This is a genomic window from Streptomyces odontomachicola (assembly GCF_039605595.1).
GTDB lineage: Bacteria > Actinomycetota > Actinomycetes > Streptomycetales > Streptomycetaceae > Streptomyces.
This window is the reverse complement of sequence record NZ_JBCFOK010000019.1, coordinates 1-12,164: the sequence shown is the minus strand read 5'-3', so window position 1 is coordinate 12,164 and position 12,164 is coordinate 1. Positions and strand designations below refer to the sequence as shown.

The following is a 12,164-nucleotide window of genomic DNA, read 5'->3' as shown; positions in this document are numbered from 1 at the left end:
CTGCTCCGGGCGCTCCCGGCGGTCCTTGTGGGGGCCGGGCGCCGGACGGTGAGTGGTGCGATGCCGCGCTGCGGTGTCGGAACGCGGGGTGCGGTGTCGCGCTGCGGGATGCCCGGTCACGGGGCGCCCCCGGTCACGGCGCGCTCGTCACGCGGTCTCGTGGCTGCTCGTCATGGGGCCTCGGATATGGGGGTGCCGTCCGCGCCGGCCGTGCTGCCGGCCGCGCCGCCCGTGTCCTTCGTGCTGTCCGTGGCCTTCGCGCCGCCCGTCCCGGCGAGGGCGCGGACCGTGCGGGAGGGGCTGGGGCGGCCGAGGCGGTCGGCCATCCAGACGCTGGTGGCGACCAGCCGCCCCAGGTCGACGCCGGTGCGGATACCGAGGCCGCGGAGCATCCACACCAGGTCCTCGGTGGCGAGATTGCCGGTGGCGCTCTTGGCGTACGGGCAGCCGCCCAGCCCTCCCGCCGAGGCGTCCACGGTGGCGACGCCGTGCCGCAGCGCCGCGAGGGTGTTGGAGAGCGCCTGGCCGTAGGTGTCGTGGAAGTGCAGGGCGAGGCGGTCGGCGGGGACACCGGCCTCGCGCAGCGCGGAGAGCAGCGCGCCGACGTGGCCCGGGGTGGCGACGCCGATGGTGTCGCCCAGGCTCAGCTCCCCGCAGCCCATCTCCAGCAGCGCGCGGCACACCCGCACCACCTGCTCGACGGGGACAGGGCCCTCCCACGGGTCGCCGAAGCACATGGAGAGATAGCCGCGCACCCGCACGCCCTCCCGCGCGGCGCGGGAGACCACGGGCTCGAACATCGCCAGGGACTCGTCCAGCGAGCGGTTGAGATTGGCGCGCGCGAAGGACTCGGTGGCGCTGGCGAAGACGGCGATGTACCGGCAGCCGTGTGCGGCGGCGCGCTCGGCGCCCTTCTCGTTCGGCACGAGGACGGGCAGGGCCGTGTCCTCGGGGAGGTCCGCGAGGAGCGGCATCAGCTGCTCCGCGTCGGCCAGCTGCGGAACCCACTTGGGGTGCACAAAGCTGGTGGCCTCGATGGTGGTCAGGCCCGCGGCGCGCAGCCGGTGGATGAACTCGGCCTTCACCTCGACGGGGACGGTCTCCGCCTCGTTCTGCAGGCCGTCGCGCGGCCCCACCTCGTGGATGCGCACCTCGGAGGGCAGCCCCTCGCCGGGAACCTCCATGGGGAGCCCGGGGACGGGGGCGTCCTGGACGCGGTCGGCGTGTGCGGCGCCGCCGGCGTGCTCCGTGTGGCCGGTGCGGGAGCCGCTGTCGGCGCGGGCGTCATGGCCTGCGCGGGCGCCGCTGTCGGCGTGTGTGTCGCGGTCGGTCATGAGGGCTCTCCCTCCTGAGGGCTCCCGGTCTCGTCCGGAGTGACGGAAGCGCCGGTCGCGTGCGGCTCGACCACCGCCAGCACCTGGTCCATGGCGACCGTGCTGCCCGAGGTCACGTCCAGCTCCAGCACGGTGCCGTCGTGCGGGGCGGTGATGACGTGCTCCATCTTCATCGCCTCGACCACCAGCAGGCTCTGGCCCGCCGTCACTTCGTCGCCGACCGCGGCCTTGACCACCGTCACGGTGCCCGGCATGGGAGCGGTCAGCGCGTCGGCGCCGTGTGCGCCCGCCGCGCCGCGCAGGGCGGCCGCCACGGGGTCGTGGTCCTGGAGGTGCCAGCCGTCGCCGTCTCTGCCGAGCCACCAGCCGTCCGGCGAGGCGGCGTACACGAAGGTGTGGAGGACGCCGTCGAACTCCAGGCGGACCGTGCCCGGTTCGCCGCTGCCGGCCAGCCGCGCCGTGACCGAGGCACCCTCCTCGCCGATCAGGACCTCGGCGTCCCGCGCACGGCCTCGTACCAACACGGTCACCGGGTCGTGGCCCGGGGCGCGCAGCGTGTGCGGGGTCCGCGCCGGCTCGCCGCCCATGCGCCAGCCCGAGGGCACCGAGAACGGGTCGGTCCAGCCCTCCCGCGGCGGCTCCAGCGCGGCGTGCCGCAGCAGCGCGGCGGCGGCCAGCACCTCGTCGGGCACCCCGGAGGGCAGGAGGGAGGCGGCGGTCCTGTCCACGAGGCCGGTGTCGAGCTCGCCCGAGGCCACCTCGGGGAGCGCCAGCAGGCGGCGCAGGAAACCGGCGTTGGTGTCCACGCCCAGCACAGCGGTGCCGGCGAGCGCGGCGCGCAGCCGGCGCAGCGCGGTGGCGCGGTCGGGGCCGTGCGCGATCACCTTGGAGAGCATGGGGTCGTAGGTGGTGCCCACCTCGGAGCCCTCGGAGAGGCCCGAGTCGGTGCGTACGGAGTCGGGCTGCGCGGAGCCGGCGCGTGCGGAGCCGGTGCCCACGGAGCCGGGCCGCACGCTCTGGCCGGACCCCGCCGCGCCGCCCGCACCGCCCGCCGCTCCGCCCGGCTCGCCTCCGGGCTCGCGGAGCAGCAGGACCGTGCCGGCCGAGGGCAGGAAGTCGACCCGGCTGCCGTCGGCCGCGGCGCGCGCGGTCTCGGCGCAGATGCGGGCCTCCACGGCGTGGCCGTCGAGCGTGATGTCGTCCTGGGCGAAGGGGAGTTGAGCCCCCGCGGCGACCCAGATCTGCCACTCCACCAGGTCGAGGCCGGTGATCATCTCGGTGACCGGGTGCTCGACCTGGAGGCGGGTGTTCATCTCCATGAAGTAGTGGGCCGAGGGGTCGTCGCCGGGGACGATGAACTCCACCGTGCCCGCGCCCCGATAGCCGCAGGACCGGGCCGCGCGGACCGCGGCCTCGCCCATCGCGGCGCGGGTGGCCTCGTCCAGCAGCGGGCTGGGGGCCTCCTCGACGATCTTCTGGTGGCGGCGCTGGAGCGAGCACTCGCGCTCGCCGAGGTGCAGCACCGTGCCGTGGCCGTCGGCGAGCACCTGGATCTCGATGTGCCGCGGGCGGTCGATCCACCGCTCCACCAGCAGGGTGTCGTCGCCGAAGGAGCCGCGGGCCTCGCGGCGCGCCGCGGCGATCTCGTCCGGCAGCGCGGCGGCGTCCCGCACCAGCCGCATGCCCTTGCCGCCGCCGCCGGCCGAGGGCTTGAGCAGCACTGGGGTGCCGATCTCCCGTGCGGCCTCGGTGAGTTGGGCGTCGTCCAGGCCGCTGCCGGAGGAGCCCGGCACCACGGGGACGCCCGCCGCGCGCACCGTCTCCTTGGCGCGGATCTTGTCGCCCATCAGCGCGATGGCCTCGGGCGGCGGGCCGATGAAGGCGAGGCCCGCGTCCGAACAGGCCTGTGCGAAGGCGGCGTTCTCGGAGAGGAAGCCGTAGCCCGGGTGCACGGCCTGGGCGCCGCAGCGGCGCGCGGCCGACAGCAGCCGCTCGGCGGAGAGATAGCTCTCGGCGGCCGGCGCGGGGCCGATGTGCACCGCGGTGTCGGCCTCCCGCACATGGCGGGCGTCCGCGTCCGCGTCGCTGAACACGGCGGCCGAGCGGATGCCCAGCGCGCGCAGCGTACGGATCACCCGCACCGCGATCTCGCCGCGGTTGGCCACCAGCACGGTGTCGAACATCGCCTCAAACCCCTTCACGGTCCGCCCCCTTCACCCGTCCTCGCCCTGTGCCCCGAGCCCCGCACCGGCCCTCGGGTCGCGCGGCACCGGGACCGCGCCTCATACCCGTACCGCGCACCCCGGCGTGGCTGCGCACGGCGTCGTCGCTGCCCATGACGTCATCGCCGCTCATGGCGTCGTAGCTGCTCATGCCGCCCACGCCGTTCACATCCGGAAGACGCCGAAGCCGGGCGCCGACGGATCGCGCTCGGGCAGCGGGGCGTTGGCGCAGGCGGTCAGTGCCAGGCCCAGCACCTGGCGGGTCTCCAGCGGGTCGATCACGCCGTCGTCCCACAGGCGCGCGGTGGCGTAATAGGCGTTGCCCTGCTCCTCATACTGCGCGCGGACCGGGGCGCGGAAGGCTTCCTCCTCCTCGGCGCTCCACTCCTCGCCGCGCGCCTCCATCTGGTCGCGCTTGACGGTGGCCAGCACCGAGGCGGCCTGCTCGCCGCCCATCACCGAGATCTTGGCGTTGGGCCACATCCACAGGAAGCGGGGGCCGTAGGCCCGGCCGCACATCGAGTAGTTGCCCGCGCCATACGAACCGCCGATCACCACGGTCAGCTTGGGCACGCGGGTGGTGGACACGGCGGTGACCATCTTGGCGCCGTGCTTGGCGATGCCGCCCGCCTCGTAGTCCTTGCCGACCATGAAGCCCGAGATGTTCTGCAGGAAGAGGAGGGGGATGCCGCGCTGGTCGCACAGCTCGATGAAGTGGGCGCCCTTCTGGGCGGATTCGGAGAAGAGGATGCCGTTGTTGGCGACGATGCCGACCGGGTGGCCCTGGATCCGCGCGAAGCCGGTGACCAGCGTGGTGCCGTACTCCGCCTTGAACTCGTGGAAGCGGGAGCCGTCCACCACGCGCGCGATCACCTCGCGCACGTCATACGTCGTGCGGGAGTCGACCGGCACCGCGCCATACAGCCCCGCGGGGTCGACCGCGGGCTCCTCGGCCTGGCGCACCGTCCACGGCGCCGGGCCGCGCGCGGGCAGTGTCCCCGCGATGCCGCGCACCAGGCGCAGCGCGTGCGCGTCGTCCTCGGCGAGGTGGTCGGTGACACCGGAGACGCGGCTGTGCACCTCGCCGCCGCCCAGCTCCTCGGCGGTCACCACCTCGCCGGTCGCGGCCTTCACCAGCGGCGGGCCGCCCAGGAAGATGGTGCCCTGGCCGCGCACGATCACGGCCTCGTCGCTCATCGCGGGCACATAGGCGCCGCCCGCCGTGCAGGACCCGAGGACGGCGGCGACCTGCGGGATGCCCTGCGCTGACATGGTGGCCTGGTTGTAGAAGATGCGGCCGAAGTGGTCGCGGTCGGGGAAGACGTCGTCCTGCATCGGCAGGAACGCGCCGCCGGAGTCGACGAGATAGACGCACGGCAGCCGGTTTTCCAACGCGACCTGCTGGGCGCGCAGATGCTTCTTGACCGTCATCGGGTAATAGGTGCCGCCCTTGACCGTGGCGTCATTGGCGACGACCACCACCTCGCGGCCCGCGACCCTGCCGATGCCCGCGATCACTCCGGCGGAGGGCGCCGCGCCCTCGTACATCCCCTCGGCGGCCAAAGGCGCCAGCTCCAGGAAGGGCGAGCCGGGGTCGAGCAGCGCGTCCACCCTGTCCCTGGGCAGCAGCTTTCCGCGCGCGGTGTGCCGTGCTCTGGCCTTCTCCCCGCCGCCGAGCCGCGCGGCGGCCAGCCGCTCGCGCAGCTCTCCCGCCAGCTCGCGGTGCGCGGCCTCATTCGCCGCGAACTCCTCGGAGGCCGGGTCGGCGCCGGTGCCCAGCACGGGCGCGGCGTCCGGGAAGGCGGCGGGATCCGCTGCGTCCACGGCGAACTCCGTCCGCCCTGCGGTCGTTCCGTCCATCCGTCCCGAGCCCCCTTGCTGCGAATACGCACTGAGCGAGTGGCGAACGCCCGGTCGCGGGGCCTTCGACGGCCACCGCCCGTTAGCGCTCGTTAACCTACTGCAGCCAGGTTAACGCCCGCTAACTCCGCTGTCTAGAATGAATTCATGAGTACGAGAACGGGGGCCGGCGCCGCGGCCACCACGCGCCGCGAGCAGATCCTCCGCGAGGCGGCCCGGCTGTTCGCCGAGCGCGGCTTCCACGGGGTGGGCGTCGATGAGATAGGGGCCGCCGTCGGCATCAGCGGTCCGGGGCTCTACCGGCACTTCGCCGGCAAGGACGCGATGCTCGCCGAGCTGCTGGTGGGGATCAGCGAGCGGCTGCACGAGGGCGGACGCATGCGGGTCGAGGAGTCCTCCGCGGCGGGGCGCACCGCGTCGGCCGCGCTGGACGCGCTGATCGCCGGGCACATCGACTTCGCGCTGGACGACCGCGCGCTGATCACCCTGCACGACCGGGAGCTGGACCGGCTGCGGGACAGCGACCGCAAGCAGGTGCGCAAGCTCCAGCGGCAGTACGTGGAGCTGTGGGTGGACGCCGTGCGGAAGGTCTATCGGGACCTGACCGAGCTGGAGGCGCGGGTCTCGGTGCACACGGTCTTCGGGCTCCTCAACTCCACGCCGCACCTCAGCGGCCCCTCCTCGCTGCCCGACCGGGAGACCACGGCCGCGCTGCTGCACCGCCTCGCGCGGGGCGCCCTCGCCGCGGCGGCCGCGCCCGCTCCGTGACGGTGCGCCGCGGGGCGGCCCGCCGTGGGACACGGGTGTCGTACGCCGTACGCCGCTATGGACAGCCCGGCTGACCCACGGGTAGCTTGACGCGAGCGCTCTGAGCAAGCGCTTAGATATGGCGCGGGAGCCCAGGCGCGCGGTAGCTCGCGCGGGAGTTGAGGAGGCAGGCAGTGCGGCGCACGGTGTTCAACGAGGACCACGAGGCTTTCCGGCGGACGATCCGCGACTTCATCGAGGCCGAGGTCGCCCCCTACTACCCGCAGTGGCAGGAGCAGGGCTACGTGCCCCGCGAGCTGTACAAGAAGCTCGGCGAGCTGGGCGTCTTCGGGATCGAGGTGCCCGAGGAGTACGGCGGCGCGGGCGAGTCCAGCTTCAAGTTCAACGCGGTGATCACCGAGGAGTGCGCCCGCGCGGGCGTCAGCTTCGGCGGGTCCAGCGTGCACACCGCGCTCTGCCTCCCGTACATCCTCAAGTACGGCAGCGAGGAGCAGAAGAAGCGCTGGCTGCCGTCCTTCGTGTCCGGCGAGATGATGACCGCGATCGCGATGACCGAGCCGGGCACCGGCTCCGACCTCGCGGGCATGAAGACCACGGCGAAGCTGTCCGAGGACGGCACGCACTACATCCTCAACGGCGCGAAGACCTTCATCACGGGTGGAGTCCAGGCCGACCGCGTCATCGTGTGCGCCCGCACCGCGCCGCCCACCCCGGAGGACCGCCGCGGCGGCATCACGCTCCTGGTCGTGGACGCGAAGAGCGAGGGGTACGCGGTCGGCCGGAAGCTCGACAAGCTCGGGCTGCGCGCCTCGGACACCGCCGAGCTCTCCTTCACCGACGTCAAGGTGCCGGTCGAGGACCTGCTCGGCGAGGAGGGCAAGGCCTTCTCGTACCTCGGGCAGAACCTGCCGCAGGAGCGCCTGGGCATCGCCATCGGCGCGTACGCGCAGTCGGCGGCGGCGGTCCGCTTCGCGCACGAGTACACCAAGGAGCGGACGGTGTTCGGCAAGGAGGTCGCCTCCTTCCAGAACACCAAGTTCGTGCTGGCCGACTGCAAGGCGGACGTGGACGCCATGCAGGCCGTGGTGGACCGGGCGCTGGAGGCGCTGGACGCGGGCGAGCTGACCCCGGCGGACGCGGCCTCGGCGAAGCTGTTCACCACCGAGCTGGCGGCGAAGGTCATCGACCGGTGCCTCCAACTGCACGGCGGCTACGGCTACATGCTGGAGTACCCGATCGCCAACCTCTACGCGGACACCCGCGTCTCGCGCATCTACGGCGGGACCAGCGAGGTCATGCGGTCCATCGTCGCGAAGTCGATGGGGCTGTGAAGGCTCACGGGGCAGCGGACCACCGGGATTCGCCGGGTGTGATCTTCGCCGTAACCGCTGGTAGCCCGGGGCGTGCACAATCCGCCCCATGAGCAACGAACTGACGTCCCTCCTCGGCCTGCTGGATCTGGAGAAGGTCGAGGAGGACATCTTCCGCGGCGACAGCCGCGCGTCCGTCGTCCCCCGGGTCTTCGGCGGGCAGGTGGCGGCGCAGGCGCTGGTCGCCGCCTGCCGCACGGTGCCCGAGGGGCGGCTGCCGCACTCGCTGCACGCCTACTTCCTGCGGGCCGGCGACCCGGGCGCCCGGATCGTCTACACCGTGGACCGGATCAGGGACGGCAGGTCGTTCACCACGCGCCGGGTGGTCGCGGTGCAGCACGGCCAGCCGATCTTCCACCTCTCCGCCTCCTTCCAGGCGCATGAGGAGGGCATGGAGCACCAGGAGCCGATGCCGGAGGCGCCGGACCCGGAGACGCTGCCCACCGCCGAGGAGGTGCTGCCGCGCTACGCGCACCTCTTCCGCGACCCGGACGTGCCGCGGCGGATGCTGCGGGCGCGCGGCGCGGTGGATCTGCGGTACGTGGAGCAGCCGCCGTGGGGCAGCGTGGGGGAGCCGCGGGAACCCCGTTCCCAGGTGTGGTTCCGCACCGACGGCAAGCTGGACGGCGAACTCGACGACCCCACCCTGCACATCTGCCTCGCCACGTACGTCTCCGACATGTCGCTGCTGGACTCGGTGCTGCTGGCGCACGGCAGGGGCGGCTGGGCGGTCGGCGACGTGGTGGGCGCGAGCCTGGACCACGCGATGTGGTTCCACCGCCCGTTCCGCGCCGACGAGTGGCTGCTGTACGACCAGGAGAGCCCGACCTCGCAGGGCGGCAGGGGGCTCGCGCGGGGTCGGATCTTCACCAGGGACGGCAGGCTCGCGGTGTCGGTGATCCAGGAGGGGGTCGTGCGGGTGCCGTGGGGTGAAGCGGAGACCAAGGGGTAAATCGGGCATACTGCCCAGCTATGGAGCAGGGGCAGGAGTCGCGTCCGGAGCAGGATCAGCGGCCCGAGAGCGCCGAGAGCACCACGACCGTCGTGATCGCCGGGCTCGCCAATCTCGGCATCGCCGCGGCCAAGGCGGTGGGCGGCGTGGTCAGCGGGTCCAGCGCGATGCTCTCCGAGGCGGCGCACTCGGTGGCCGACACCGTGACCGAGGTGCTGCTGCTCACCTCGCTGAAGCGGGCCGACCGGCCGGCCGACGAGGAGCATCCGCTCGGGTACGGCAACGAGCGCTACATCTGGGCGATGCTCGCCTCCGTCGCGACCTTCGTGGGCGGCGCGGTCTTCGCCTTCTACGACGGGATCCACACCCTCGCGCACGGTGAGGAACCGGGCAGCCCGGTCGTCTCGTACGTGGTGCTCGCGCTCGCCTTCGTACTGGAGGGCGCCTCGCTGCTCCAGGGGCGGCGCCAACTGCGCGGCGAGGCGGCCAGGTTCGGGGTGTCGCCGCGGTACTACCTGCGGCACACGCCCGACACCGCGGTGAAGGCCGTCGTCATGGAGGACTCGGCGGCGCTGGCCGGCCTGCTGCTGGCCGCCGCCGGACTGCTGGGCGGGCAGCTCACCGGGTCCGGGGTGTACGACGGCGCCGCCTCGCTGTGCATCGGGGCGCTGCTCGTGTACGTCGCCGTGACGCTCGGGCGCAGCAACGCGTCGCTGCTGATCGGGCGTTCGCTGCCGCCGCGCATGCGGGAGGAGGTGCGGGCCGAGCTGCTGGCGCTGGCGGATGTACGGGGGGTGCTGGAGCTGGTCACCTTGGTGCAGGGGCCGCGGGAGGTGCTGGTCGCGGCGAAGGTGGACTTCGTGGACCAGGCGTCGGCCGCGGAGGTGGAGTGGGCGTGCGAGGAGGGGGAGCGGTTGCTGCGGCGGCGGTTTCCCGCGGTCACGCGGGTGTTTCTTGATCCGACCCCTGCGCCGGGGGAGCGGCGTACGGGGTGACCGCGCCCCGCGCGGTGAACTGCCGCCTGCGCAGGTGCGGGGGTGCGTTCCCTTCGCGGGTGCGGTTCCGGTGTGCCCACCCTCCCCCAAGCTCTCCGGCTCCGCTCCGAGCAGGGAGGTACCCCCTCGCCCCTGCGGAACGATTGCCCACACCTCGGTGGGGAGGGCTAGGGCTCGCGTCTAGTTCAGCAGGCCCGCCGCGTCCAGCAGGTACGCCGTCATCGGCTCGTAATGGCGGGGGTCCAGTACGTGGTCGTCCAAGGGGACCGCTACCGCCAGGGTGTTCTCGGCCTCGCCCAAGAAGAGCGCGGGGTCGTTGCAGTCCGCGAAGCCGATCGTGGTGATGCCGCGCTGCGCGGCGTGGCCGGCCCAGCCGTGGTCCGCCATCACCAGGTCGGGCAGCGGTTCGCCGGCGCGCTCCAGCGCGTCGAGGGTCTCCCGCATGGGGTTGGGGGAGTGGGTGTGCCACAGCGTCGCCCCCCGTTCGTAGGCGGCGACCCCGGCGAACTGGACCACCACGCCCTCGTCCGCGTACGTCCCCAGCGGCACCCGCACGATCTCGCAGCCCGCGGCGTCCAGGGCGCGGGCGACCGTGCCGTGCATGTCGAGCAGCGCTCCGGGGTGCCCGGTGGCCATCAGCACCCGCAGCCGTCCCTCCGCCGCCTTGCGCAGCTCGGAGGCGGCGCGGTCCAGCGCGCCCACGGTCAGCTCGGGGTCGATGGTGTCCTGGCCCTCGCGGTGGTGCGGGTCGTCCATGACGCCGCAGCGCTCCGCCATCACGGCGAGCACGTCCTGCTCGTCCCGCCAGCGGTCGCCCAGCTCCAGGCCCAGCCAGTAGTGGCGGTCCCCGTTCGACAGCTTCCTGTAGTGCGAGAGGTTGTTGTCCCGCGGGGTGGCCACGTCGCCCGCGATCCGGGTGCGTACCAGGTGTGCGGTCAGTTCGGAGCGGGTGGGAGCGGCGGCTGCGGCGAATATGGGCATGGGCTCATTGTCACCCGCGCCGGAGCCGCCCGTGGCCGGGACCGGGGATCACGTGTGCGAGGGGCGCGACGACGGAATCCGTAGGCGCGGAGGCCGCGGGCCGCCCCGTCACTGGACGCGGTGGAGAAAAGGGGCTGTCCGGATGCTCAGCGGCGTCCAAACGGCGCGCCGGAAACGGCCCTTAACCTCGCACCATGACCACACCGAACCCTGAGCCCCGTGGCCCCGTCGACTCCTCCCGTCTGCCGCGCTTCGCCGGGCCCGCGACCTTCGCCAGGCTGCCGCGCCTCGACGAGGTCGGCGGCCGTACGGACGTCGCGGTCGTCGGTGTGCCCTTCGACACCGGCGTCTCCTACCGGCCGGGCGCCCGCTTCGGCGGCAACGCGATCCGCGAGGCCTCCCGGCTGCTGCGCCCCTACAACCCGGCGCAGGACGCCTCGCCGTTCGCGCTCGCGCAGGTCGCCGACGCCGGGGACATCGCGGCGAACCCGTTCAACATCGAGGAGGCCGTCGAGACCGTGCAGGGCGCGGCCGACGACATCCTCGACAGCGGCGCGCGCCTGATGACGCTGGGCGGCGACCACACCATCGCGCTGCCCCTGCTGCGCTCGGTCGCGCGCAAGCACGGACCCGTCGCGCTGCTGCACTTCGACGCGCACCTGGACACCTGGGACACCTACTTCGGCGCGGAGTACACGCACGGCACCCCCTTCCGCAGGGCGCACGAGGAGGGGCTGCTGGACACCTCGGCGGTCTCGCACGTGGGCACCCGCGGCCCGCTGTACGGCAAGAAGGACCTGGACGACGACGCGAAGATGGGCTTCGGCATCGTCACCTCGGCCGACGTGATGCGGCGCGGCGTGGACGAGGTCGCCGACCAGCTCCGGCAGCGGATCGGGAACAGGCCGCTCTACATCTCCATCGACATCGACGTACTGGACCCGGCGCACGCGCCCGGCACCGGCACCCCGGAGGCCGGCGGCCTCACCTCGCGCGAGCTGCTGGAGATCCTGCGCGGCCTGTCGGACTGCAACCTGGTGTCCGCGGACCTGGTGGAGGTCTCGCCCGCCTACGACCACGCCGAGATGACCTCGGTCGCCGCCTCGCACACCGCGTACGAGCTGACCACGCTGATGTCCCGGCAGATCGCGGCCTCCCGCGAGAACGGAAGCTGAGACGGACAGGGAAGCCGAGCCGGACAGGGAAGCCGAGCCGTGCCGTACGGCGGGGCGCTCCGGTGCGTCACCGTACGGTTTCCGGCCGTGTTCGCCGTGTGTCGTAGCGGGCCTTTCACGGGGCGCGTTGCGCGCGTGGCCCCGGCGCGCGGCCAACTCCCCTGGTGGGCCCGGGGGTTGGAGGGCACCACACGCGCCACGGGTGATAACAAAGCGAAGCTTCTTTAACACACAACGTTACTAATTCTGTTCGGTGGATGTGCATTCCGTGCAGATCCTCGACAGACTTCCGGTGCGCGATCCTGCGGGATGGGCGTCGGATGACGGCGACTGAGCCGGCCTCGTGGGGGGTGCCCGCTCGTACGCATCCACCGGCGCCACGTCGGCCGCGGCGGCCCCGGAGAGCTCGCCGCTCCCGGGGCCGCCGCCGGCCCTTTATCCCCCGCGTGTCCCTCAACCGTCTCCGCGGCGGCGCCCCCGGGGGACCACGCCCCCGCCCGGCAATAC

General features: G+C 73.2%; 9 protein-coding genes. 5 read left to right on the top strand and 4 right to left on the bottom strand.

Annotated elements, in window-relative coordinates:
• Positions 1–170 precede the first annotated feature (170 nt).
• The 3 genes from ABEE00_RS29415 to ABEE00_RS29405 form a co-directional block, all read right to left on the bottom strand.
• Positions 171–1,184: a hydroxymethylglutaryl-CoA lyase gene (locus ABEE00_RS29415; protein ID WP_345748917.1), complete on the bottom strand. Its 1,014-nt coding sequence runs from the start codon at positions 1,182–1,184 to the stop codon at positions 171–173.
• A gap of 146 nt (positions 1,185–1,330) precedes the next feature.
• Positions 1,331–3,517 carry an ATP-binding protein gene (locus ABEE00_RS29410; RefSeq protein WP_345748916.1) on the bottom strand — a complete coding sequence of 729 codons (2,187 nt, stop codon included), beginning with the start codon at positions 3,515–3,517 and terminating at the stop codon, positions 1,331–1,333.
• A gap of 204 nt (positions 3,518–3,721) precedes the next feature.
• Complete coding sequence (locus tag ABEE00_RS29405) at positions 3,722–5,338, bottom strand: carboxyl transferase domain-containing protein (RefSeq protein WP_345748915.1); 1,617 nt, start codon at positions 5,336–5,338, stop codon at positions 3,722–3,724.
• Positions 5,339–5,563: 225 nt separating this feature from the next.
• On the opposite strand from ABEE00_RS29405, the gene ABEE00_RS29400 reads away from it, so the two are divergent.
• The 4 genes from ABEE00_RS29400 (at position 5,564) to ABEE00_RS29385 (ending at position 9,501) form a co-directional block, all read left to right on the top strand.
• Positions 5,564–6,184 carry an SACE_7040 family transcriptional regulator gene (locus ABEE00_RS29400; protein ID WP_345748769.1) on the top strand — a complete coding sequence of 207 codons (621 nt, stop codon included), beginning with the start codon at positions 5,564–5,566 and terminating at the stop codon, positions 6,182–6,184.
• A gap of 173 nt (positions 6,185–6,357) precedes the next feature.
• Positions 6,358–7,515 (top strand): acyl-CoA dehydrogenase family protein, encoded by a 1,158-nt coding sequence (locus tag ABEE00_RS29395; protein WP_345748768.1) that lies wholly within the window; start codon positions 6,358–6,360, stop codon positions 7,513–7,515.
• 88 nt (positions 7,516–7,603) lie between these two features.
• Positions 7,604–8,506, top strand: coding sequence for an acyl-CoA thioesterase II (gene tesB, locus ABEE00_RS29390; RefSeq protein ID WP_345748767.1), 903 nt, complete (start codon positions 7,604–7,606; stop codon positions 8,504–8,506).
• A gap of 20 nt (positions 8,507–8,526) precedes the next feature.
• Complete coding sequence (locus tag ABEE00_RS29385; RefSeq protein WP_345748766.1) at positions 8,527–9,501, top strand: cation diffusion facilitator family transporter; 975 nt, start codon at positions 8,527–8,529, stop codon at positions 9,499–9,501.
• A gap of 180 nt (positions 9,502–9,681) precedes the next feature.
• Here ABEE00_RS29385 and ABEE00_RS29380 read toward each other — a convergent pair whose 3' ends face one another.
• Positions 9,682–10,482, bottom strand: coding sequence for a phosphatase (locus ABEE00_RS29380; RefSeq protein ID WP_345748765.1), 801 nt, complete (start codon positions 10,480–10,482; stop codon positions 9,682–9,684).
• A 194-nt stretch (positions 10,483–10,676) separates the two neighbouring features.
• On the opposite strand from ABEE00_RS29380, the gene speB reads away from it, so the two are divergent.
• Entirely contained in the window at positions 10,677–11,657 is a 981-nt protein-coding gene (gene speB / locus ABEE00_RS29375; RefSeq protein ID WP_345748764.1) for an agmatinase, read from the top strand.
• Positions 11,658–12,164 lie beyond the last annotated feature (507 nt).

Bases quoted from the DNA above. Each gene is read 5' to 3' on its own strand.
- ABEE00_RS29410 (WP_345748916.1), bottom strand. From the start codon at position 3,517: ATGTTCGACACCGTGCTGGTGGCCAACCGCGGCGAGATCGCGGTGCGG.
- speB (WP_345748764.1), top strand. From the start codon at position 10,677: ATGACCACACCGAACCCTGAGCCCCGTGGCCCCGTCGACTCCTCCCGT.
- ABEE00_RS29385 (WP_345748766.1), top strand. From the start codon at position 8,527: ATGGAGCAGGGGCAGGAGTCGCGTCCGGAGCAGGATCAGCGGCCCGAG.
- ABEE00_RS29380 (WP_345748765.1), bottom strand. From the start codon at position 10,482: ATGCCCATATTCGCCGCAGCCGCCGCTCCCACCCGCTCCGAACTGACC.
- tesB (WP_345748767.1), top strand. From the start codon at position 7,604: ATGAGCAACGAACTGACGTCCCTCCTCGGCCTGCTGGATCTGGAGAAG.
- ABEE00_RS29400 (WP_345748769.1), top strand. From the start codon at position 5,564: ATGAGTACGAGAACGGGGGCCGGCGCCGCGGCCACCACGCGCCGCGAG.
- ABEE00_RS29415 (WP_345748917.1), bottom strand. From the start codon at position 1,184: ATGGAGGTTCCCGGCGAGGGGCTGCCCTCCGAGGTGCGCATCCACGAG.